19 protein-coding genes are annotated in these 23,407 nt (G+C 38.9%); 10 read left to right on the forward strand and 9 right to left on the reverse strand.

Annotation, left to right across the window (positions count from 1 at the left end; genetic code table 11):
- Window positions 1-348: 348 nt before the first annotated feature.
- On the forward strand, window positions 349-6,261 hold the full coding sequence (locus AA0Y26_RS21355) for a collagen binding domain-containing protein (RefSeq protein ID WP_413364019.1): 5,913 nt from the start codon (window positions 349-351) through the stop codon (window positions 6,259-6,261).
- 48 nt (window positions 6,262-6,309) lie between these two features.
- Here AA0Y26_RS21355 and AA0Y26_RS21360 read toward each other — a convergent pair whose 3' ends face one another.
- Window positions 6,310-6,978, reverse strand: a complete 669-nt coding sequence (locus tag AA0Y26_RS21360; protein ID WP_413364020.1) for a class A sortase — start codon at window positions 6,976-6,978, stop codon at window positions 6,310-6,312.
- A gap of 565 nt (window positions 6,979-7,543) precedes the next feature.
- On the opposite strand from AA0Y26_RS21360, the gene AA0Y26_RS21365 reads away from it, so the two are divergent.
- The 3 genes from AA0Y26_RS21365 (at window position 7,544) to modA (ending at window position 10,685) form a co-directional block, all read left to right on the forward strand.
- Window positions 7,544-8,653 (forward strand): ABC transporter ATP-binding protein, encoded by a 1,110-nt coding sequence (locus tag AA0Y26_RS21365; RefSeq protein WP_413364021.1) that lies wholly within the window; start codon window positions 7,544-7,546, stop codon window positions 8,651-8,653.
- A gap of 354 nt (window positions 8,654-9,007) precedes the next feature.
- On the forward strand, window positions 9,008-9,688 hold the full coding sequence (modB, locus tag AA0Y26_RS21370) for a molybdate ABC transporter permease subunit (protein ID WP_413364022.1): 681 nt from the start codon (window positions 9,008-9,010) through the stop codon (window positions 9,686-9,688).
- A gap of 208 nt (window positions 9,689-9,896) precedes the next feature.
- A complete protein-coding gene (modA, locus tag AA0Y26_RS21375) occupies window positions 9,897-10,685 on the forward strand; it encodes a molybdate ABC transporter substrate-binding protein (protein ID WP_413364023.1) in 789 nt (262 codons plus the stop codon).
- A 142-nt stretch (window positions 10,686-10,827) separates the two neighbouring features.
- Here modA and moaD read toward each other — a convergent pair whose 3' ends face one another.
- Genes moaD through AA0Y26_RS21400 form a run of 5 tightly spaced genes read right to left on the reverse strand, consistent with a single transcriptional unit; the run spans window position 10,828 to window position 14,338 of the window.
- Window positions 10,828-11,061, reverse strand: coding sequence for a molybdopterin converting factor subunit 1 (gene moaD / locus AA0Y26_RS21380; RefSeq protein WP_413364024.1), 234 nt, complete (start codon window positions 11,059-11,061; stop codon window positions 10,828-10,830).
- Complete coding sequence (locus AA0Y26_RS21385; RefSeq protein ID WP_413364025.1) at window positions 11,058-11,534, reverse strand: molybdenum cofactor biosynthesis protein MoaE; 477 nt, start codon at window positions 11,532-11,534, stop codon at window positions 11,058-11,060. Before AA0Y26_RS21385 ends, moaD begins: the two co-directional genes overlap by 4 nt.
- Window positions 11,531-12,055, reverse strand: coding sequence for a molybdopterin-guanine dinucleotide biosynthesis protein B (mobB, locus tag AA0Y26_RS21390; RefSeq protein ID WP_413364026.1), 525 nt, complete (start codon window positions 12,053-12,055; stop codon window positions 11,531-11,533). The genes AA0Y26_RS21385 and mobB overlap by 4 nt, the downstream gene beginning before the upstream one ends.
- Window positions 12,019-13,308 carry a gephyrin-like molybdotransferase Glp gene (gene glp, locus AA0Y26_RS21395; RefSeq protein ID WP_413364027.1) on the reverse strand — a complete coding sequence of 430 codons (1,290 nt, stop codon included), beginning with the start codon at window positions 13,306-13,308 and terminating at the stop codon, window positions 12,019-12,021. Before glp ends, mobB begins: the two co-directional genes overlap by 37 nt.
- A 13-nt stretch (window positions 13,309-13,321) precedes the next feature.
- Window positions 13,322-14,338, reverse strand: a complete 1,017-nt coding sequence (locus AA0Y26_RS21400; RefSeq protein WP_413364028.1) for a thiazole biosynthesis adenylyltransferase ThiF — start codon at window positions 14,336-14,338, stop codon at window positions 13,322-13,324.
- Between the two features lie 119 nt (window positions 14,339-14,457).
- On the opposite strand from AA0Y26_RS21400, the gene AA0Y26_RS21405 reads away from it, so the two are divergent.
- Genes AA0Y26_RS21405 through moaC form a run of 3 tightly spaced genes read left to right on the forward strand, consistent with a single transcriptional unit; the run spans window position 14,458 to window position 16,014 of the window.
- The gene (locus AA0Y26_RS21405; RefSeq protein ID WP_413364029.1) at window positions 14,458-14,952 is read left to right on the forward strand and encodes a MogA/MoaB family molybdenum cofactor biosynthesis protein; all 495 of its coding nucleotides are present in this window, start codon (window positions 14,458-14,460) and stop codon (window positions 14,950-14,952) included.
- Window positions 14,949-15,539: a molybdenum cofactor guanylyltransferase gene (locus AA0Y26_RS21410; RefSeq protein ID WP_413364030.1), complete on the forward strand. Its 591-nt coding sequence runs from the start codon at window positions 14,949-14,951 to the stop codon at window positions 15,537-15,539. Before AA0Y26_RS21405 ends, AA0Y26_RS21410 begins: the two co-directional genes overlap by 4 nt.
- On the forward strand, window positions 15,532-16,014 hold the full coding sequence (moaC, locus tag AA0Y26_RS21415) for a cyclic pyranopterin monophosphate synthase MoaC (RefSeq protein ID WP_413364031.1): 483 nt from the start codon (window positions 15,532-15,534) through the stop codon (window positions 16,012-16,014). Before AA0Y26_RS21410 ends, moaC begins: the two co-directional genes overlap by 8 nt.
- 48 nt (window positions 16,015-16,062) lie before the next feature.
- Here the strand turns inward: moaC and moaA are convergent, their stop codons facing one another.
- From moaA to AA0Y26_RS21430, 3 genes are read right to left on the reverse strand one after another with little or no spacing between them, the layout of a single operon-like run.
- Window positions 16,063-17,079: a GTP 3',8-cyclase MoaA gene (gene moaA / locus AA0Y26_RS21420; RefSeq protein ID WP_413368344.1), complete on the reverse strand. Its 1,017-nt coding sequence runs from the start codon at window positions 17,077-17,079 to the stop codon at window positions 16,063-16,065.
- An 18-nt stretch (window positions 17,080-17,097) separates the two neighbouring features.
- Window positions 17,098-17,907 carry a formate dehydrogenase accessory sulfurtransferase FdhD gene (gene fdhD, locus AA0Y26_RS21425; protein WP_413364032.1) on the reverse strand — a complete coding sequence of 270 codons (810 nt, stop codon included), beginning with the start codon at window positions 17,905-17,907 and terminating at the stop codon, window positions 17,098-17,100.
- 12 nt (window positions 17,908-17,919) lie between these two features.
- Window positions 17,920-18,267 carry a DUF2294 domain-containing protein gene (locus tag AA0Y26_RS21430; protein WP_413364033.1) on the reverse strand — a complete coding sequence of 116 codons (348 nt, stop codon included), beginning with the start codon at window positions 18,265-18,267 and terminating at the stop codon, window positions 17,920-17,922.
- Between the two features lie 623 nt (window positions 18,268-18,890).
- Between AA0Y26_RS21430 and fdhF the strand changes: the two genes are divergently transcribed.
- The 3 genes from fdhF to AA0Y26_RS21445 are packed head-to-tail and all read left to right on the forward strand — an operon-like array spanning window position 18,891 to window position 23,375.
- On the forward strand, window positions 18,891-21,815 hold the full coding sequence (gene fdhF / locus AA0Y26_RS21435; protein ID WP_413364034.1) for a formate dehydrogenase subunit alpha: 2,925 nt from the start codon (window positions 18,891-18,893) through the stop codon (window positions 21,813-21,815).
- Window positions 21,816-21,833: 18 nt separating this feature from the next.
- On the forward strand, window positions 21,834-22,310 hold the full coding sequence (locus AA0Y26_RS21440; protein ID WP_413364035.1) for a DUF1641 domain-containing protein: 477 nt from the start codon (window positions 21,834-21,836) through the stop codon (window positions 22,308-22,310).
- A 15-nt stretch (window positions 22,311-22,325) separates the two neighbouring features.
- Window positions 22,326-23,375, forward strand: coding sequence for a P-loop NTPase (locus AA0Y26_RS21445; protein ID WP_413364036.1), 1,050 nt, complete (start codon window positions 22,326-22,328; stop codon window positions 23,373-23,375).
- Window positions 23,376-23,407: the final 32 nt, after the last annotated feature.

A 23,407-nucleotide genomic window follows, 5' to 3' on the forward strand; every position in this document is an offset into this window, starting at 1 on the left:
ATACATTTCTGGTATTTTAAGGTTTTTATAGGAAAATAATATAATTGTTTAGATTTTGTTCAGTATCAAAAATTATAATAAAGCCGGAATTCTAGAAGGGGGTGGAATTTATTATTTGTAGTATTGAAAAGCAGGAAAGATCCAGTTGAATGGGGAGAAATCTTCTATAGGAAACTATCTCCTGTAGTGGAATAAGGTTCATCTGTATCTACAATGACGACAAGTTAATTAAAAGAAAGAGGGAGCAACCGATTGTTTGCAGCATACCTTTCTTAAAATGCTAAAGGATGCAATCGTCGTCAGCAAACAGCATCAGGTATCTCTCTGGACTTAGAAAAGGAGAGAAACATGAAAAAGTTTAATTTAGCAATCATTACATTGCTACTCGTATTCCAAACCATCATATCGCCGATTTCGGTGTTTGCCGACGTAGCCGAGCCTATATCGACACCTCCAACTGAAACTAGTGAAGATGCTGGAACTACGACTGATTCTGGTGATGAAGGTGAACTTTCACCACCGGCTACATCTGAAGAAGGGACAGGAACCGGTTCTGATGACGGTGATGAACCATCGGCACCATCACCCACGGTCCCTGAAGAAGAAGGAAATGACCCTGTTGATACGGGAGACACAGATAGCTCAACCGACAGTCCAGATGATGGGTCTGATCAAACGGAGTCAACAATAACTCCTGAGGCAGCAGCATTACCTCCTGTCGATTTATCTGATTCGGTACGATTAGATGTATTCGAATTAAAAATTAATGGTAGCGATGTAGTACCCCCGACATTTGAAAAGGAATTAGAACAAAGTCAGCAAGCACAAGGAAAGTTTGTATTTAAGGCTGATTTATCAGGGGATGTGAAAGCTGGGGATTTTTTCACCTATTCACTACCGGCTTCGTTAATTGATTTTAATAATGCATTTAATGGGCAAAAAGATTCGACTCCTAGATCCCCAGCATTTAGTTGGAGTACTGTCGGAAACTTAGTAACAGTCACGCTAATGGAAGATCCCTCTCCTGATATTGCGGGCTCTACCGATGTTGGATTTGAAATGAACTTTACATCAGGTTTCAACCTTTATGGCAATAGTTTAGAGCAGGACTTAGAAATTCCAAAAGCTGGTGGCGGAACGGACAATGTGAAGCTTACATTCCTGCCATCTTCCAGCGGGGAGAAGATGGTTTCTAAAGAAAGTAAAGGTGTAACAATCAGGAATGGTGAGCGTATTATTGATTGGGAAGTATGGATTAATAGAGCAGGTAAAAATCTTACGGGCGCAAAAGTGCAAGATACACCAGGTGCTGGACATGAAGTTGTGCCAGGTTCTGTTACGTATGAGACGTATGAAGTAGGCTTAAATGGTGTAGCAGCAACCGCTATAGATACACAATCTGATCAAAACTTCGAAGATATTACTCTCAACGGTAAAAATGCGTACAAAATCACATATCAGACAAAAGTTAACTTACCAATTGCTGAGCAGGAAGGGCAAAAAACCTTTACGAATACCCTCACATTAATTGACCCTGCTTATGGATCCTCGGATAGTAAAACAGCAACTACTATGTACGGCAAGGCATTAGAAAAAAGCAAGGACAGCTCAAAAACAAGCAATAACTATGTATCCTCATGGGAAGTCCGCTACAACTATAATCAGGCTGCTATTGACCAAGCAGATGCTTGGATAGAGGACACGCTGCCGACTGGGCATGTCATTGATACATCTACTATTAAAGTATATGAAATGACGGTGAATGATACGGGTACGGCAACTGGCGCTGGTACCGAAGTGAATGCGGGAAATTATACTGTTGATGATACAGCGACTGGCTTTAAATTAACTTTTACTAACGATATTACTAAAGCATATCGCATCACATATGATGCAAAGCTGCCGGCTGATTTTTACAGTAACTCCTCTTCAGAGACAATGACAAATTCTGTTATCAGCGGCACTGTATCAACCGCTAAAACAGCAACACACACACTGACAGAAGGCATCTTATCAAAATCCCGAACAGTGGACACAGATAAAAAAGAGATTACATGGTCAATTACTGTAAAAGCAGACAATGGGACGAGTACTGGAACAGATATTAAAGGTTTAACAATTGCTGATACATTTACAGAAGGATCTTACAATGCGCCGCATAAATTAGTGGATGCAAATAATGACGGTACAATAGATGCTGCTGATATCAATGTAGCGAATATGACAGGGCAGACTATTTCTATTGATGCTAATGGCTTTACGCTTACTGGTGGTGTAGTGGCAAAAGGACAAACAGCGGTTATTACCTATAAGACAGCTTACGAAATCCTGCCGGATGGCTCAATCTATGAGCAAGGCTACGGTAATACAGCAGCAGCCAGCTGGACGACTGATAAACCATATTCTATTACGAAAACAGCCCACTATCGACCAGAAAGTAACTCCGTTAATAATGGACGAAAACAAGGGGCATACGATTACATTGAACAAGTTTTCAACTGGAATATTAAGGTCAATATTAACAAGCAAAATATTAATAATGCCGTCTTAGAAGATACAATTGGAGAAGGCCATGAAATCGTGCCGGGTACCTTCGAGATAAAAGAATTCACATTAACTACACCAAATGATGATGAAATCGGGACTGAAGGTGCTGTTTTAGATTCTAGTTTGTACACATTAACTACTGCACCAGATAATAAAAGCTTTACTGTTACGTTTGCAGGTGATTTAGGGGCTGCAAACAATAAAGTATATATTGTTAAATATCAAACAAAGGATTCTGACAACATCGTTGGGATTGAATCTACTACGAAAGCTGAGAAGAATAAACCGTATACTAACACGGCAATCTTTACAACAAATGTAGGTGGAAGCCCGAGAGTTTACAATTTACCTGCCACATCTGTGACACCAAGCTATACAAACGAATTAATTACAAAAGGTGCTCCAGGCAGTAATTCCACTACAGAAAGATTAACGTGGACGCTGAATATCAATCGTTCACTTTCTACACTGGGGGCTGCTAAAGTCAGCGATGTACCTTCAGAAAATCAATTATTATTAAAAGACACTATTAAAGTAAAAAAATATGCTGTGAATGCAAATACTGGTCCATCTGTTCCTGGTGAAGCATGGGTAGATCCCGCTGATTTAAACTTTACCGTAACGTTCCCAGCAACAGGTGGATTTGAAATCGACTTTGGGGAGTTGAACAAAGAGGGTTATCAAATCCAATATCAAACATTAGTGCTTGGTAAAGCGGGTGACCCTTATAATAACGAAGCTAAAATTGACTTCGATTTTGCAACTGCTGATAATCAGGAAACAGAAGCAAAATATAACGGCAAGTTTAGCTTTAGTGCATCAGATGCAGATTTCTCGTTAACAAAAGGAAATATGAAATTTAATAAGGTTGGCCTAAATACGTTAACGGCTGCTAAACAACCATTAGCAAATGTAGAATTTGAATTAGTCAAAATGGTAAAGGGAACACCTTACATTGTAGCAACAGCGACATCTGACACAGATGGCAATGTAATATTCGAGGACGTTAATTATGCGAACTATCTTGTGAGAGAAAAAGCTGCACCGACAGGCTATGAACTAATGGCAAACTATGCAATTAAGTTAGATGCAACGACTGATACAAAGTTGGATGCCAATACTGCTAAAGTTATTGAACTTGTGAATAATGAACAAGTTGATACGGCAAACGCCTGCCCGAATTTCACATTAACAGTGAAAGACATTGACGGCAATGCAGTCGCTAATACAGCAATTAAATTAGTGGATAGCAACGGTGTCCAAAAATACACAGGCACGACAAATGCTTCAGGGAAAGTATCAGACATTAAACGTCCAGGTGCAAATGGTCCAGGTACATCGGTTCAAGCTGGTGAGTATACAGTGACGGATGCCGGTGGTAACAAATTAGGTACTGTCATCGTGAAATACGGCCAAAATGAATGTCATGGTGAAATTCAGCCAGCAAATTCTTGTTCAGTATTTACTATTATTGTGAAGGATGAGAATAAGAATCCACGGCCAAATGTGACAGTGACGGTGAAAAATGCAAGCAATACTGATATTGCTACAGGAAAAACAGACAATGATGGTGTGTTTATGATGACAACACCACCTCCAGCAGGTACGTATAAACTTTACGAAGGTACCATTTTCTTAGGGACTGTAACTGTAACCTACCAAAATGGAAATTGTCATGCTGAAATTATACAGGCACCAACATGTGAAGTATTCACGTTAACTGTGAAGAATGTAGATGGTAAGCCAAATCAAGGCGTGATGGTAGAACTTAAGGACAAGAACAATCCAGCTGTTGCTGTTCCACAACCTAATGGTATAACTGATGCAGATGGTAAGGTAACAATTACGAATCTTCCACCAGGTGAATATGAAGTACATGAAAACAATGAGATAATCGGAGAATTCATAGTTGGTACAGACTGTGAAGCAACGGTTCAGCCGTTACCAGCATGTTCGATATTCACACTGACAGTGAAAGATGAAGATGGTATTTTACCAGAAGGAACAGAAGTAACGATTACGAACACAGACACAGCTAGTTCATTTAAGGAAACAGTTGGAGAAAATGGTGAAGTGGCATTCTCATCAACAACACCTTCAGGAAAGTACGAAGTTAGAGTTACAGCATCCGGGAAACTCCTTGGTGAATTTGATGTAACCTATGCAGGTCCATGTGCTGATATAGTTGAAAAACCGCGGGCATGCGATATTTTCACAATCATTGTAAAAGATTCAGACGGCAGCTTGAAAGAAAATACAAAGGTAATCATCGAAGACAGCAACGGAAATGTTGTGACAACTACTGGTCAAACAGATGCACATGGCGAAATTCTTTTACCACAAAACCAAGAACCAGGTATGTACACTGTTTATGAAGTAACAAATAGTGAAACAAAAGGTGACAGGATTGGAGAAGTGAAAGTTACTTATACAGATAACTGTAAAAGCGAAGTTCAGAAAAATGCTTGTCCAATTTATACTTTAACGGTAAATGACAACAACTTAAAACCAGTTGGTGCAAATGTTAAAGTAACGATTCAAGATCAGGCTGGAGAAGTTGTTACATCCGGCTTAACAAATACAGAAGGTAAAATTGTATTTGAAGATAAGATGAAGCTTCAGCAGGGACAAAATTATGCAGTATATAACGAAGCAGGTATTAAATTAGGTGATATTACAGTAAGCTATGTGGATAATGTTTGCGGCGCAGTCGTGCAAATTCCATATAATGCCTGCCCAATCTTCACCCTAACAATCCAAGATATATATGGCACTAATCGTCCTTATGTAGAATTCACGATTAAAGATTTACAAAATAATACGATTGCTGCTGGTAAAACAAACGAGCAAGGTATCGGAACAATTCCTTATACGGTTCAACCTGGTACTTATCGTGTGTATGACGGAAATCTATTAATAGCGACAATTATTGTAACAGATGGATGTGCAGCATTAGCTAAACCTTCTTACACAGGTGGAGGCGGTGGATGGACTCCTGATCCAGGAACTCCAGTTGATCCGAACAAACCAACTCCTGATCCGGAGAAGCCAGTTGATCCGAACAAACCGACTCCTGATCCAGAGAAACCGGTTGATCCGAACAACCCTACTCCTGATCCGGAGAAACCGGTTGATCCGAACAACCCTACTCCTGATCCGGAAAAGCCAGTTGATCCAAACAAACCGACTCCTGATCCGGAAAAACCGGTTGATCCAAACAAACCGACTCCTGATCCAGAGAAACCGGTTGATCCGAACAACCCTACTCCTGATCCGGAGAAACCGGTTGATTCGAACAATCCAGCAACAGAACCAGAAGTGCCAGGCAATCCAGAGAATCCAACAACGGATTCCAATAATCCAGTAAACCCTGGAAAAACAGAGTCTTCTAAACCATCTGTTAAGGATATCATTGACCAAGGCAAAAACTTACCGTCATATAACCCTTCTACAGCAACGAAAGATACGTTAGATGCTTATAAGGATTTCCTGGATAAATTTAATTCCTTAACAAAAGAGGAACAGGCGGAAATAGCAAAATCTTTAGATATCGATAAAATTAAGGCAGCTGCTAAACAACTGGAATCACAGTTGAACAAAGCTGGTAAACTACCACAGACAGATGGGGCAGATCAAACCGCTCTTACACTGCTTGGTGCAATTCTTGTTCTCGGCGCATGTTATGTATTACGCCGTCGTGAATCATTCAAATAATTACAGCATGAAACCCCAAGATTAAAGCATCTTGGGGTTTCTTCTATTTTAAAAAGTATTGGCAAGCTGTGCTGGCGCATCATCAAATGGATACTGTGCGATAAAGTCCGCTTGAAGCGCAAGCCTTTTTGTACCATTACTAGCACAAGTAATGAGTGTTAGAACAGTTTTATTCGGAATGTCATCGATTATATAGACATCCGTTGCAGCAATGATAGTTTTTGCTGTTAATTTGTATTCATAAATAGTTGTGATATCTGTTATATAAATCGTGTCACCGATCTTTGTATCATACAGCGGGCTAAACAAAATATCTTTTCCCTCAAAATAATGACCAGCTAGGGCATAGTTTCCTTGCCCCATTTTTTGTGTTGGTTTCATCGTACCTGCTCCAGCTGCAAGAGCAGCATCTCCGACTCCTTTGACGATAGGCAGCTGCATATTTACACTAGGGACAGCAATGCTGCCAATGACAGGTATTTTATCTGTCACGGTTTGTGCTTTTAATACTTCTGCAATGGAAAGAGACTGTACAGCATCAAACTCAAAGTCTGCATCAGCTTGATTGTTCTTTTCGATATCTTCTGCGCTGTATTCAGTAGTGTTTAACTTGTTACTTAAATGAGCAATGATTGCATTTTGAATAGGGTTAACAAAAATAAGTAAAAGGCCAATAACAAGTACACAAATGATTAAAGCTAGTCTAAATTTATTCATTCCATTTATCACATCCTAGTAGTGAAATTAGATTCTCTATTAAATCTGATGATACATTCCGACCAATCGCTATAACGGAGAAGCAATGACTCCCCCTTGCCATCGTTTAATTGGCTCTACCACAACTCTAAACGTTCCCCTGTCCATCCTAATCAATAAAAAATATCCTCTACATCTATTCGTACTTTCCTTCATCCCCCATTCGCTTTTCCAGCTTGTACAGCCCTTCTTGGAATATCGATCAGGCTAATACTTACTTCTCTCATTCGGTTTATTGAATGAGTAAGATTAAATCTTTCAATAGTCTTGTTCCTGCATAAAGGAGAAGCTTATTTATCTGAATATGCTTAATTTAATAATACAGAAATAAAGAATGATACGGAATAAGAGCAGCTTTTGTTTTTATTATGCTTTTAAAAGAAAATACTTATCAATCGAATTATATTATAATAAGGTATAAACAGTTATAAATGATATGATCCTATAATGTGTATAGGTAAGACTATGCTTATTTATCTTCTGAACCTACTAGCAGGATGTTATATTTTTTAAAAGGATGGTATTTATGGCTGAATTAAGACTACAAAATATTTATAAAACCTACAATAAAGATATACAAGCAGTAAAAGATTTCAATCTTGATGTTAAAGATAAAGAATTTCTTGTTTTGGTTGGGCCTTCAGGTTGCGGTAAATCTACGCTTTTACGTCTAGTAGCCGGCCTAGAGACTCCCTCACAGGGCCTTATTGTAATGGATGGAAAACGCATGAACGAAGTTCCTTCAAAGGATCGCGATGTTGCTTTTGTCTTCCAAAACTACGCTCTTTACCCTCATATGGATGTGTACCATAACATGGCATTTGGATTAAAAAGCCGTAAATTCCCGAAGGACGAAATTGATCGTCGTATAAAAGACACTGCACATATGCTGGATATTGAAAACTATCTAGATCGCAAACCCAAGTCGCTTTCAGGCGGGCAGCGCCAGCGTGTAGCATTAGGTCGTGCCATTGTTCGAGATGCAAAATTATTCTTAATGGATGAGCCGCTCTCCAACTTGGATACAAAGCTTCGTACTAAAATGCGTACTGAGATTATAAAACTTCATCAGCGTTTACAAACAACAACCATTTACGTGACCCATGACCAAACAGAAGCAATGACCATGGCAACGCGCTTAGTTGTTATGGACAACGGAATCATCCAACAAGTCGGCGAGCCTAAAGAAGTATACGAAAAACCTGAAAATGTTTTTGTTGGGGGCTTTATCGGCTTACCTCCAATGAACTTTTTTTCGGGTACCCTTTTAGATGGGGAAATCCTTATTGGTCATATTTCAATTCCAATTCCAGAGAGAAAAATGACGTCTTTACGCAAGAAAGGATATTTAAATAAAGAAATCATAATGGGTATCCGCCCGGAGAATTTTCACGATGCATCCGTTTTTCCTAAAACTTCTGCGGTAGATGCTGCTATCGATGTGAAAATAGAAGTAATTGAATTATTAGGTGCTGAAAATATTCTACACTCACAAATCGTCAATCAGCCGTTCACTGCTCGACTCGATACACAATCTGATGCTAAACAAGGACAATTTTTCAAACTCGCATTGGATATGAAGAAAGTGCATTTTTTTGATTGTAAGACGAAAAATCGTATTCACTTAGATGAATAACAAGAAAATTTCACCGGTTTATATTTTCCATGGGTGAATTCTTTAAAAGCATGACGACATTTATTCGTTTTCATAATGAATCATAATAAAATAAAAACGATGCTAAATAATGATTCCAATAGGTAGGATGGAAACATGAAAACACTTTAAATTCTTCATTGTTCTCTTATTTTTACTTAAGTTTGCGATAGCATGTTCCACTACCGGGAGTACAGTTTGCCTTTCAGACGAGAAGGAAACACAATTAGCATCCGAAAGCAGGGAAAATGTGGAATTAAACATTTCAGCAGCAAAAGAATTTTATAAGTATCGGCAAAGCGACGATGTATTAAAGGATAAAGGTATTTGAGAAATATGGATTTACTGTTAAATAAAGATTTTATGCTAGAATTTATGAGCCCCATTTTGTTGTCATTAAAAATAGCTGCTATATCAGGTGTGATAGTGATTTTGACTGGAACATTGGTTGGGCGAATGTTTGCTAGAAAGTCTTTTAAAGGAAAGGCTGTTTTAGAAACCATTCTCATGCTTCCGCTAGTGCTCCCTCCTACAGTTATTGGGTTTTTTCTTATTATCATTTTTGGAAATAACAGTATGGTTGGACAGGCTATCGAATGGATTTTTAACCAACCCATTATATTTACTTGGTGGGCTGCTGTCATCGCTTCAACAGTTGTCGCATTTCCACTTATGTATCAGTCTGCAAAATCAGGATTTCAAGGAGTGGACCTTGACATTGAAGAGGCAGCCAGAGTAGATGGTGCAAGTGAATGGAGAGTCTTCTTATTTATTTCTATTCCTCTAGCTTCAAAGTCCCTTATTTCCGGAAGTATATTAAGCTTCGCCCGGGCGTTAGGGGAATTTGGTGCTACCTTAATGTTCGCAGGTAATATTCCTGGAGAAACACAGACTATCCCTACAGCCATCTATATAGCTATGGATTCTGGTAATATGAAAATGGCATGGATGTGGGTTATTTCAATTGTGATTCTTTCCTTTTTAATGCTGCTTACTGTCCGGTCAAAACAAAACTAATAGGATTGGGGAATTAAATTAGCACCCGGATCAGGGATATATAAATGATTAACCAATCAAAAAAGGGGCTGCCCCATAGCCCCCTCTATTGAAACAGGTGCAGAAAGCGAATTGTTTTCTACACCTGTTTTAATTTCAATTCCGCTTATAAATAATTATAATTAGTTACGTCTTGCTATAAGGAGTTATAAAAAGGAGTTAAATCAAATTGAAAAAATTTTATCGTTTGTTTGCTGCAGCTGTATTGCTTATCAGCATATTAGCGGGCTGTAGTAAACAAGAAAATGTTAACAGCGACAATGAACAAGTTAAATTAACGATTTCTGCAGCGGCTAGTTTACAAGGAGCCTTAGAAGAACTAAAAAAAACTTATGAAAAAGAGCATCCTGTCATTAAAATCAGGTACAATTTTGGTGGTTCAGGAACATTGCAGCAACAAATAGTAAAGGGAGCCCCTGTAGACCTTTTCCTTTCAGCATCGGATGAGGAATTCGATATTTTAGTTGAAAAAGGGATAGTCGACCAAAAACACCAAACAAATCTTTTAACTAACGAATTAGTATTAATCGTTCCAAAAAGTAACAAGAAAAATATTCAATCCTTTGAAGACTTAACACAAGCAAGAAAGATTGCCCTAGGTACACCTGAAACGGTTCCCGCTGGTCAGTACGGCATGGAAACCTTGAAAAGTATGCAAATTTGGGAAGATATAAAATCGCAATTGGTGTATACAAAAGATGTACGTCAAGTGCTCACTTACACAGAAACTGAAAATGTTGATGCAGGGATAGTCTATAAAACAGATGCCATTTCCTCCGATAAAGTCGAAGTTATTTCTACTGCAGCCGAGGATGCACATACCCCTATTACTTATCCTATGGGGATTATAATGAATAGCAAGTCTGTAAAGGAAGCAGAGGAGTTTTATAATTTCTTGCAAAGTGATGAAGCAATGAAGATATTTACGGAGCATGGTTTTAAAGGAGCGGAAAAATAAATGGGGACTGATTCTGTTCAGACTGCACGGACGCCCGCTTACAAATAGGCAAGCTTACTAGAAGTTACCTCCCTCCTAAAGGCATAATCAAATAAAAAGATGTAGTTGGTTCAGACTGGCCTGTACCAACTACATCTTTTTTTCATCCTCCACTAATAGGTGGAATAAAGGCAAGTGTATCTCCATCTCTTACGATCATATCATCTGTTGCAAATTCTTCATTTACAGCAGTCATCATTTTTTGTAAAGAAAGCTGGGGATATTGCTTTTCCATCCAATCTTTAATTTGAACAACACTGTAACCTGACAGCTCTACGCTTAATTCTGATTCACCGATTGCTTCTTGCAGGTGAGCAAATAATAATATCCTAATCATGAAAGTTCTCCTTTCTTGATGGGTGGAGTTCCTTTTGGATAGGGGACATTTTCTAACTGGTCGCCAATCCATTCAGTACCATCTTCCCAAAATTCTTTTTTCCAGATCGGAACAATTTGTTTAATACGATCAATAGCATATTCATTAGCCATGTAAGCAACTTTACGATGAGGTGATGATACCGCAATTGCAACGGCAACATCCGAAATTTTCAAATGACCAACACGATGCGTTATGGCCACTTTAACTTCCGGCCAGCGCTCTTGTATCTCTTTAGAAATTTGTTCAAACATTTTAATTGCCATATCGGGATAGGCTTGATATTCCAAATGCAGTGTTTTTTTACCTTTAGTAAATTCACGTACTGTTCCGATAAAAACAGTAATAGCACCAGCGTTTCGGCTCTCTACTTTTCGCCTTACTTCCTCTATGTCAATTGGTTTATCCACGATTTCAAAAAGCGATGCATTCATAATTTTTCCCTCATTTCTGTCATTAAAAATTCCCTATACTTTGTCTGCTCATCGATTGAAAAAGCCGGATATTCTAATGGCTTTTCTAATGTATAGGTTGGCCAATAGATTACACAGATGATATTGGACACTTTTTGAAGCAAAGCCTGATCTTCTGGTGTCCGCAAAAGGACCACCTTCGAATAGCTTTCGTTCTTATATCCTTCAATCAAGACAATATCCATTTTAAAAGAAGCGTAAATAGCTAGAATCTCATCAAGCTGCCAGCTGCTTTGATGAATACTCATACGTAAAGTACCTTCTCCTTCAACTGCTGTCACACTTGCCCCAGCCTGCTCATGACGAAAGCTGTCTTTTGAATTGTCTCCCATAGGGATACCGCCATGCCCATGATGCTTGATCGTTCCTACACGTAAACCTTCAACAGTGGCCTGTGTAATAAGTTGTTCCATTAACGTTGTCTTTCCACTATTTTGATAGCCTACTATTTGTAGGATTTTGCGATGTTGTCCCAAGGCCACTCACTTCCTTGTAAATCTTCTAACAATAAGACAGCTACTTGCATTCCTTTTTCGTATCCGCGTGATCCTCCAGGCAAAACAATAAAAGCATTGGCTTTTGCTAAGGAAGACACTGCACTGGATTTATCAAAACCAGAAGGAACTGCAACTAATTGGCCATTTTCATATAAAGCAAGAGCACGTACGAAGCGGGTAAACGGATTTGCCTTTTTAAAATCGGCTCCTAAAACAGCCAGCTCTCTTCGAAGGTGTGGCTGCTTATTACCAAATGCCGTTTGAATAATAGGTCGAACAAATAGTTCAAAACCAACGTAACAAGCCGATGGGTTGCCTGAAAGCCCAAATAATAATTGACCGTCCCTGGCCGCAACAGTTGTTACACTCCCTGGCCGCATTGCTACCTTATTAAACAATACTTTTGCATCAATGGCTTCATAAATAGCTGGTAAGTAATCATAATCACCTACGGAAACGCCTCCTGTGGTAATCAATATATCTACTTCCTGTAAGGCTTTTTTGACCACATCAATACATACATTCATGTCATCACTAAATTTACCGTAGTATTTGACGGTTGCCCCTGCACGTTCAATTTGTGACATGATCATATATGCATTACTATTGCGAATTTTGCCGGGCTGTAAAGGTTCGCCCGGCTCCAGCAATTCACTGCCTGTTGCAATGACACCTACAATTGTTTTTCTAAAAACAGGAACTTGATCATAGCCAAAAGTAGCAAGTAAAGCGACAACACCCGGATTAATATACTGCCCTTTTTCCAAAAGGATTGTCCCTTTTTGAACGTCTTCCCCCTTGTATGAAATATTAGTCCCTGCTTCAAACGCCCGTTTAATGGACATATACATTTGATTATTTTCTTCAAACGTGTGGGTCAATTCCAGCATGACAACTGCATCACATCCTTTTGGAATCGGTGCGCCTGTCATAATCCGCACTGCTTGTCGATAACCTACTTCTTCTTCAAATATATAGCCCGCACCAATTTCTCCTACGACTTTAAAGGTTACCGGATTTTCTGATCGTGCCTCCTGACTATCAATTGAGCGAATGGCATATCCATCATAAGGTGAGCGATTAAAAGCTGGTACATCGTAATCTGCTGCCACATCTTCTGCAAGAACACGCCCATGTGCTTGCAGCAACGATACGAACTCTCTTTTTTCTTGGAATGCAAATTCCATAACACGTTGAACAGCTTCCCCTACTGCTATTGGTTTTCTTTTTTCTAACATCTGGAGCCCCCCTTTACCCTAATAACCGATAATAAATACTTTTAGCTTCTTGTATATCCTGTATACCATGGATCAATACACGTCCATCTTGGAAAATCACCAATCGATAATCCGATGCTTGGCAGGATAGTAAATAAGGATTTTTTTGAATATCACCATAAGGACGAAGCTGAACAGCGAGCTGATTTAAATCATAGTGAATCGGTTTAGGCGGACGAATTTGTACAGCATCACGACCACATAGTATCTCCAATTTTGTTTGATTTTCATAGGATAAATATGGATATGTGGGATTTTTACCACATGATGGACAATCATCTTTGCGTATTTTATCTACATTTATTTCATAGTGCTGATTTTGCCAAACATCAAAGGTTAAGTATGATTTCCGTCTGGCTTTTTCATCGCCTGCTAGAAGCTTCAATGCCTCAGCGGCTTGATAGGCTGCCACGATTTGGACAGTTGGACTTATAATTCCCACTGTATCACAAGTCATCCCTGTATTAGGCACCGCTTTCAGCAGACAATGCAAACAAGGTGTTTTGCCCGGCACAATCGTATAAGTAGCACCATAACTGCCAACACAAGATCCATAAATCCATGGAATTTGATACTTTTGCGCAAGATCATTCATCATAAAGCGAACATCAAAGTTATCAGTTGCGTCTATCATGAGATCTACATCTTCAAGGAGTCCGAGTAACCTATCTGTACAAGCATCAAGAATCAATGCATTAATTTCCACTTCAGAGTTAATACTTTGGAGTCTCTTTTTTGCAGCAATTACTTTCGGTACTTTTTCCTGTGCATCTTGTTCAGTATACAGTTGCTGTCTTTGTAAGTTACTCCACTCTACATAATCGCGGTCAATCATCGTCAATCTGCCGATACCTGCTCTTACAAGAGCTTCTGCGTTAGCACTGCCCAACGCCCCGACACCTATGAGAAGGACATGCTTTTGTTTTAGCAGCTGCTGCCCTTTTTCTCCAATTGGATTGAATAATTGCTGTCTAGAATATCTATTATGCATAATTTTTTTGCCTTTCTTTCTATGAATTTCAGTTTGACCTTTTCATATATAGCATTATAATAAAAGCAATGTTTTTCATTAAAAAACGGATTCAACTCTAGTAAAGGAGGTCCTTTATCTTGCACCCTACACATCATCAACTTCCTATAAGAGCCGCCATTTTAACAGTGACTGACACACGCACAAAGGCGGATGATTTTGGTGGGCAACAAATTCAATCATTTCTCCAAAAGGCCTCATTTGAAGTAATAGACTACCAAATTTCAAAAGATGAGCCTGTTGAGATAGCAAAGCATGTAAAAGAATGGTGTGAGAATCAAACCATCAATACGATCATTGTCACTGGTGGTACAGGGTTTACACCAAGAGATCAAACCTACGATACCATTGCCCCTCTTTTTGAAAAAGAAATGACGGGTTTTGGGGAATTGTTTCGGTCATTAAGCTATGAAGAAATCGGCCCAAAAGCTATGTTTAGTCGTGCCACAGCAGGCAGCCGCGATAAAACCGCCATCTATGTGCTGCCAGGTTCCGTTAACGCAGTGACACTTGCTATGACAAAGTTAATTCTTCCTACTGTTCAACATTTTGTCGGTGAGCTGAACCGCATATGAAGATTGCCGGTGTTGTCTTAGCTGGCGGTCAATCTTCTAGGTATGGGCAGCCGAAAATGTTTGAATTGTTTGATGGCCAGCCTTTATATAAAAACAGCCTTACTGCTTTACAAAAAAATCGATTACAGCCTTTAATTATCGCGACTAATGCCAGCTTGCAATCGAAGTTTTCAGAAGAAAAAATCCAAATGGTAATTGAAAAGCAGCCTCATCAAGGACCTCTGGCTGCATTACAAACCATAATGGAGATTTTTCCGGATGTTGAGTGGTTTTTTGTAGTCGCTAGTGACATGCCTTATATGAATGCAGATTTTGTCCAAACTATGCTTACATTTATCGATGATCGCTATGATGCAATTGTTCCTAAACAGGCTTCCAGATTACAGCCTCTTGCTTCCTTATATCGACGCACTGCTTTACCAAAAGCAAATTTATTACTCCAGCAAAACAAAAGAAGTATGAAGGTCCTGTTAGAGCAACTTCAAGTGTGCTACGTTGCATTTGAAGAAGAAACCTCTACATTTGTCAATATCAATACTCAACTAGATTGGACACAAACAGTTAAAAAGGAGTCTACCTATGAATAACTTTACACACTGGAACGAAGAAGGACGTCCCAAAATGGTCGATATTTCAGAAAAAGAAATTACCGAACGTACAGCCATCGCCCGCAGTACGATTACTTTATCCAATGAAATCTATGAGGCCATCCAACAAGGCGGCATAAAAAAAGGTGATCCTACACAAGTAGCGCAAATCGCAGGGATTATGGGGGCAAAAAAAACAGCGGATATTATCCCAATGTGCCATCCGATTATGCTCCAAGGAACGGATTTCCAATTTGAATACAAAAAAGCAGCTATTGGATATGAACTCCACATTCAGGCAACCGTGAAATGCAGCGGCAAAACAGGCGTCGAAATGGAAGCATTAACTGCTGTGAGCATTGCCGCACTCACTTTTTATGATATGTGTAAAGCCGTCGATAAAAATATGGTGATTAAAGAAACGTATCTTGTTCAAAAAACGGGCGGAAAAAGCGGCACATTTGTGCATAAGTAAACAGAAAAAATCCGGCAATAGTTTGCCGATTTTTTTCTGTTTTTTTCTTTAACCACCGATATGCGACATTTCGATTTTTGATTTTTTCCTTTTTTCCATCGTCCGTTCATTGCGTTCATCGGAATAGCGGTCTTTTCTGTTTTCCCAGACATCCGAAATGCATCTGATGATTGATGCATCATCTTCTCCGCTTCTTAATAGTTCTCTTAAATCTGTTCCTTCTGTTGCAAATAAACAAGTATACAATTTTCCTTCAGCTGAAATACGGGCACGTGAACAGTTTGAACAGAAAGAATCTGTTACAGATGATATGATACCGATTTCACCTGCATCATCTTGATATTGATAACGGGTAGCTACTTCTCCTTTATAAGCAGGCTCAACGGGAGCCAACGGAGAAATTTGATGAACTTGTTCAATAATTTCTTTCTTCCCTACCACGTCATCCAGTCTCCAGCCATTTGAGTTGCCTACATCCATATACTCGATGAAACGAAGAATCTGCTTTTTGTCTTTAAAATATTCTGCCATCGAAACAATATCCTGTTCATTTTTCCCTTTTTGAACAACCATATTGATTTTTACTAGCAAACCGGCTTCTGCGGCTTTCTCAATGCCTTCCAGCACTGTCTTCACTTTTCCCCGCCCGCCATTCATCTCAAAAAAACGCTCTTCATTTAGCGAATCGAGGCTAACAGATACTCTTGATAATCCCGCCCTTTTTAAATCATGGGCATATTTTTTCAATAAAGTGCCATTGGTTGTTAAAGCAATATCCTCTACGCCATCTATACGATGAATACGTTCAATTAATTTTGGCAGATCTTGACGGAGTAAAGGCTCGCCACCTGTAATACGTACTTTTTTCACACCTAATGAGACAAAAATCTTTACTAATCGCTCGATTTCTTCAAAACTCAATATTTTATCGGGCTGTAAAAAAGCGAAATCCGGGCCAAATATTTCTGCCGGCATGCAATATTGACAGCGAAAGTTACAGCGGTCTGTCACTGATATCCTTAAATCTCTCAACGGTCTGTGCAATTGATCCTGTAGATTAGTAATTTTTACTCTCCTTCTTTCCTATTGGTCCATTTCATTTGTTGGTAATTGAATGCGCTCTTTATGTGTATAAATATTTAATGTATTTTGACGGATAAAACCGACTGTCGTAATCCCCAGCTGCTCGGCCAATTGCAATGCCAATTCTGTTGGCGCTGATTTAGATAGAACGATCTCGCACCCAATTTTTGATACTTTCAGTAAAATTTCTGATGAAATCCTTCCGCTGAAGACAATAATTTTATCTCGGATGCTAATGTTATTTCGTAAACAATATCCATAAATCTTATCTAATGCATTATGACGTCCAATATCCATACGGCTTAAGACAATACCGTTCACATCACATAGCGCTGCATTATGAACACCGCCAGTCTCTTGGAATGTTAAAGCCGAGTCCTGCATATCCCGCATTAAGCGAAAACAATCATCTGTTGTAAGACGCACATGAACATCTTCCATTTTTTTAGCTGCCAGGGCATCATTGGCAAAGACGAAACCTTGGCGGCTCATCCCACAGCAGGAGGTAATATAACGTTTATTTTGGATTTGTTGATAGAAAGGATTGATTTGCTTTGTTTTAATATGCACAAAGCCTTCTTCTTCTTGATACCAAATCTCTTCAATATCTTCAAAACTACGAATTATTCGCTCCGAGGCTAAATAGCCCATTACCATATCTTCTACATATTCCGGTGTGCAAACCATTGTAACGAATTCTTGCTGATTAATCTTGACTGTGACAGCATATTCTGTGACAACCATATCGGCTGTTTCTTTAAATTTATTGTTTTCAACACGTACAATCTCTCGTGTGACTGCTTTTTTCATAAGGCATCCTCTTTATTCACTAATTTTATCCTCGAAAATAAATACAGAAATAGCAAAATCCTCTTCAATTTTGATATCTGTAAATAAATGGAGCAGTTTTGTGCCCATCAATTCTTCCATACCTTCTGGAACTGCTTTAGAATACAAATCTTGAATCATACTTGTACGGGCAGCATGAACCATTTTTTGACCTTCTGGATTACTCGCAATAAATCTTTCTGTTGGTGTAAGATTGCCATATAAAGTCGAAACGGCCATGTTCTCTACAAAAACAGTATGAATACGTTCGGGTCCTTTACCAAATAAATCTTTGCGCAGCTTTCGAATAATGTCGTTAAATTCATGTACTTTTTTTGACATTTTGACGATTCTCCCAACCTAATTAAACTTTTTATTTTATTTTTCTTGAGGGCACCCTTACAGTTTGTTAATAATATAGCAACTTTTAAAAAAATTAAAGCGAAAATATTTTTGATAATTATTACATTGTTCAAAACTTATGATAAATATTGTCCATTTTAAATGTAAACGCTATAATAAGAATTATTACAAATGGGATTGATGTATTTTGATACGTATATCTTAGTTTTACCCACTCAGGTTGAACTATCCGCATATTGATTCATAATATTTGAGTTCTATTGTTAAACCTAAAAAAATAAAAGTAGATTGAGTTTTTAGCACGACCTGTTAAAAATTTTATCCACCATGAATAATCAGCATGTGAGAACCATGCCGTTTCATGGTGGATTTTTTTATTTTTTACACATGTCAACAATATGAGAACTTCGTTAATGTATATTCCCTCTACTACTCTTGTATGGGGATTCGATAAATTTGGAATAGCGCCAACAGGACTGTCTTAACATAGCATAAGAAGATGATTACTGTTCTGAATAATCAACGCAACGTACTAGTTCGCTTTACCATAAGCATTAACCTGTTGTCATATACTTGTCAAAAAGCAAAAGGAGGAGTCTACCTTGACTAAAATTAACATTAATGGCGTACCGTATGAAGTTCCAGAAGGCGCTACAATTCTTGAAGTCATTAATCAAAATGGCATTGAACATCCCCAAATCTGCTATGTACCATCAGTGGATCCTATCCAAACTTGTGATACATGTATCGTTGAAGTTGATGGCCAACTGGTTCGTTCTTGTTCAACAAAAGCAATGAATGGCATGGATATCCAGCTAGCTTCCGGCAAAGCGAAAGCTGCCCAAACAGAAGCAATGGACCGTCTACTGGAAAATCACTTATTGTACTGTACGGTTTGTGATAACAACAATGGGAACTGTACGCTACATAACACAGCAGAAATGATGGAAATTGAGCATCAAAAATATCCTTATGAACCAAAAGTAGAGCCACATGAAGTGGACATGTCACACCCATTTTACCGTTATGACCCTAATCAATGTATCGCTTGCGGACAATGTGTAGAGGTTTGCCAAAACTTACAGGTTAACGAAACATTATCGCTGGATTGGGAAGCTGAAAGACCTCGTATTATTTGGGATGAAGGCGTGAGCATTAATGAATCTTCTTGTGTAGGCTGCGGACAATGTGTAACTGTATGTCCATGTAACGCTTTAATGGAAAAATCGATGCTTGGAGAAGCTGGTTTCATGACTGGTCTTAAGCAAGAAACATTAGATCCAATGATTAGCTTAATCAAAGAAGTTGAACCAGGATATAGCGGCATCTTTGCTGTTTCTGAAGTCGAAGCTGCTATGCGTAGTAAACGTACGAAAAAGACAAAAACAGTTTGTACGTTCTGTGGTGTAGGCTGCTCGTTTGAAGTATGGACAAAAGACCGCAAAATTTTAAAAGTACAGCCTTCTGATGGCCCTGTAAATGCTGTTTCTACTTGTATCAAGGGGAAATTCGGCTGGGACTTCGTCAACTCTGAAGAACGTATTACTAAACCATTGATTCGCAAAAACGAAGAATTTGTTGAAGCATCATGGGATGAAGCATTAGATTTAATCTCTTCAAAACTTGGCGGGATTCAAAAAGAATTCGGCCCTGGTTCTGTCGGTTTTATCTCTTCTTCAAAAATTACAAATGAAGAAAACTACTTAATTCAAAAAATGGCACGTCAATTATTTGGCACAAACGACGTTGATAACTGTTCACGTTATTGCCAATCTCCAGCTACAGACGGCTTATTGCGCACAGTTGGTTTTGGCGGTGATGCAGGAACAATCCAAGATATTGCGAAAGCTGGTCTTGTTATTATTGTTGGGGCAAACCCTACAGAAGGTCACCCTGTTTTAGCGACTCGCGTAAAACGTGCCCACAAGTTACATGGTCAAAAATTAATCGTTGCCGATGTTCGTAAGCACGAAATGGCTGAACGCTCTGACATCTTCATGCGTCCAAAACAAGGTACTGACCAAGTTTGGTTAATGGCTGTTACAAAATACATGATCGATCAAGGCTGGCATGATGAAGCCTTCATTAAAGAGAATGTTCATGACTTTGATGCTTTTAAAGATGTCCTTGAAAAATACACTCTTGACTATGCAGAAGAAACAACAGGTATTTCGAAAGAAACGTTGATCAATGTTGCGGAAATGATTCGTGATGCAGACGGTACATGTGTTCTTTGGGGTATGGGTGTTACACAAAATACAGGTGGTTCTTATACTTCAGCAGCTATTTCAAATCTTCTTTTAGCTACTGGTAACTATCGCCGTCCAGGTGCAGGTGCCTATCCTCTTCGTGGTCACAACAATGTACAAGGTGCTTGTGACATGGGTACATTACCAAACCTATTACCAGGCTATCAAAAAGTAACAGATGACGAGGCACGTGCTAAGTTTGAAAAAGCATATGGCGTTGAAATTCAACCACAACCAGGTCGTACAAATCCGCAGATGTTGGATGCGATTATGGAAGGTAAAATGAAAGCTATGTATTTAGTTGGTGAAGATATGGCTCTTGTAGATGCAGATGCGAACCACGTAGATAAAGTTCTTTCATCTTTAGACTTCTTTGTTGTACAAGATGTATTCTTATCACGCACAGCTCAATATGCAGATGTTATTTTACCGGCAGCACCATCTCTTGAAAAAGAAGGTACATTTACGAATACAGAACGTCGTGTTCAACGCTTATATCAAGTTTTACCAACACTTGGTGAATCAAAAGCGGATTGGGAAATCCTTCAATTAGTTGCTCGTCGCTTAGGAGCAGATTGGAATTACAGCCACCCTAGTGAAATCTATGATGAAATGGCTAGTCTCTCTCCAATTTTCTCTGGAAATAACTACGATGTATTAGAAGATTGGGGCAGCTTCCTGTGGGGCAGCCATGATGGTACAAATACACCATTACTATACGTAGATGGCTTTAACTTCCCTGACAAAAAAGCTCGTTTTGCTTTAAACGATTGGGTAAAACCTCTTGAATTCGAAGCACAGTATGATTGTCATATTAACAATGGACGTATGTTAGAACACTTCCATGAAGGAAATATGACAAATAAATCGAAAGGTATTCAATCAAAAGTACCTGAAATCTTTGTAGAAGTATCACCAGAATTAGCGAAAGAACGAGGCATTGAAGATGGAACGTTATTACGTTTAGTGTCTCCATTTGGTGCATTAAAATTAAATGCCCTTGTAACAGACCGTGTACAAGGTAACGAACTATTCTTACCAATGAACTCTACTAGCAAAGATTCAGCAATCAACTTCTTGACTGGTGGAGGTTCTGATGTGAATACAATGACACCGGCATACAAACAAACAAAAGTACGAGTGGAAGTATTGAAAGCAAAAGGTAAATCACCACTTCCTAGAACAAATCCAAGAAACAAAAAGCGTCATCCACAAAACGGTGTCGAAGTACAACGCAAATGGAATCGTCCTGGCTACGTTCACTTAACAACAAACTAATGGAAGGGAGTGACATGTATGGCTTCACCAATTAAAACCATTAAAAAGCAACAATTAACAGAAGAACAAATAAAAGAACAAAAGCTGGAAAATTTAAAACAGCTGCTTTCCGAAAATGAAGACACAGTAAATCAAGTGTTTACTATCATGGCCGAGCTAAATGATATCGGCGCTCTAGAAGCTGCCACAAAACTTCTTGAAGCAAAAGAAGATGTTGCCCATATTGCACTAGGTCAGTTGACTCGTAAACCAGTTACGAATCTCATCAATAACTTAATGGGTGCTGCAGGTGCTTTAACAGCAATGGACCCAGAAAAAACAACAAAACTTATCGAAAGTTTAACTACTGGCTTAGATGAAGCAAACAAAGCGGTGGACACTGATGAAAAAGTCAGTGTCTTCAAGCTTGCTAAAATGCTGAATGATCCTGATGTGAATCGTGCCATGAACTTCGGCATTCACTTCTTAAAGGGACTTGGTCAAGGATTAAAATAGAATGGAGTTTATGAAATGTTAACAAACGAGAGTGTGTTAAATGCACTAAAGCATGTTGAAGACCCGGAACTTCATAAAAGCATAGTTGAGTTAAATATGGTTCGCAATATAAAAATTATTGATGGTATTCATATCTCCCTTGACGTGATTTTAACGATTTCTGGTTGTCCGCTAAAAGCTAAAATTCAAAGTGATATTGAACAAGCTTTAAGGAATCTTGGTGCTGCAAGCGTCTCCCTTCGATTTGGTTCAATGACAGATGAAGAGCGTCGAAATTTAACAGCTACTTTAAAAGCTCAAAATGTAACAGAACAAGGTATGCCTAAAATGCTAAAACCCGATTCCGGCGTCAAATTTATTGCCGTTACGAGTGGTAAAGGCGGTGTCGGTAAGTCGACTGTTACAATTAATTTAGCAGTAGCCCTTGCCCGTCTTGGAAAAAAAGTTGGTATTGTCGATGCAGACATTTATGGCTATAGTATTCCAGCTATGATGAAGATTGATCAAAAACCAACAATGATTGACCAAACGGCTATTCCGGTTGAGAGCAATGGCGTGAAGGTCATGTCGATGGGCTTCTATTCAAAAGATAATCAGCCCGTCATGTGGCGTGGCCCAATGCTGAACAAATGGATTCGTAATTTCCTTGTCAACACACATTGGGATGATTTAGATTATCTTCTACTAGATTTACCACCTGGTACAGGAGATGTTGCCATCGATGTGGCGGCAATGATTCCACAAGCCCAGGAAATTATCGTAACAACACCGCATAACGCTGCTTCACATGTGGCTTCACGTGCAGGCGCAATGGCTCAACATACAAAACACTCGATTTTAGGTGTTATCGAAAATATGGCTTACTTTGAAAATGAAAATGGTGAAAAACATTATCTACTTGGTCAAGGTGGAGCGGAAAAATTAGCAGATGAACTTCATACAAATGTTCTTGCCCGCGTACCATTTGCTAAGCCGGAAGAAAATACAGGTTCTTCGGTTTATGACGAAGATTCTGTTGTTGGGGAGGCATTTACCCATTTAGCAGAGGATATTATTTATCAATAATAAAAACGATCTGTTTACAGGGGTGACCTCAT

The organism is Lysinibacillus canaveralius (genome assembly GCF_047301505.1).
Taxonomy (GTDB): Bacteria; Bacillota; Bacilli; order Bacillales_A; family Planococcaceae; genus Lysinibacillus_B.

Excerpts from the sequence above, each read along its gene's own strand:
- AA0Y26_RS21385 (WP_413364025.1), bottom strand. The coding sequence starts at position 11,534 with ATGAATGCATCGCTTTTTGAAATCGTGGATAAACCAATTGACATAGAG.
- AA0Y26_RS21445 (WP_413364036.1), top strand. The coding sequence starts at position 22,326 with ATGTTAACAAACGAGAGTGTGTTAAATGCACTAAAGCATGTTGAAGAC.
- glp (WP_413364027.1), bottom strand. The coding sequence starts at position 13,308 with ATGTTAGAAAAAAGAAAACCAATAGCAGTAGGGGAAGCTGTTCAACGT.
- AA0Y26_RS21360 (WP_413364020.1), bottom strand. The coding sequence starts at position 6,978 with ATGAATAAATTTAGACTAGCTTTAATCATTTGTGTACTTGTTATTGGC.
- AA0Y26_RS21410 (WP_413364030.1), top strand. The coding sequence starts at position 14,949 with ATGAAGATTGCCGGTGTTGTCTTAGCTGGCGGTCAATCTTCTAGGTAT.
- AA0Y26_RS21400 (WP_413364028.1), bottom strand. The coding sequence starts at position 14,338 with ATGCATAATAGATATTCTAGACAGCAATTATTCAATCCAATTGGAGAA.
- AA0Y26_RS21430 (WP_413364033.1), bottom strand. The coding sequence starts at position 18,267 with ATGTCAAAAAAAGTACATGAATTTAACGACATTATTCGAAAGCTGCGC.
- modB (WP_413364022.1), top strand. The coding sequence starts at position 9,008 with ATGGATTTACTGTTAAATAAAGATTTTATGCTAGAATTTATGAGCCCC.
- moaD (WP_413364024.1), bottom strand. The coding sequence starts at position 11,061 with ATGATTAGGATATTATTATTTGCTCACCTGCAAGAAGCAATCGGTGAA.
- AA0Y26_RS21440 (WP_413364035.1), top strand. The coding sequence starts at position 21,834 with ATGGCTTCACCAATTAAAACCATTAAAAAGCAACAATTAACAGAAGAA.
- AA0Y26_RS21365 (WP_413364021.1), top strand. The coding sequence starts at position 7,544 with ATGGCTGAATTAAGACTACAAAATATTTATAAAACCTACAATAAAGAT.
- fdhD (WP_413364032.1), bottom strand. The coding sequence starts at position 17,907 with ATGAAAAAAGCAGTCACACGAGAGATTGTACGTGTTGAAAACAATAAA.
- AA0Y26_RS21355 (WP_413364019.1), top strand. The coding sequence starts at position 349 with ATGAAAAAGTTTAATTTAGCAATCATTACATTGCTACTCGTATTCCAA.
- moaC (WP_413364031.1), top strand. The coding sequence starts at position 15,532 with ATGAATAACTTTACACACTGGAACGAAGAAGGACGTCCCAAAATGGTC.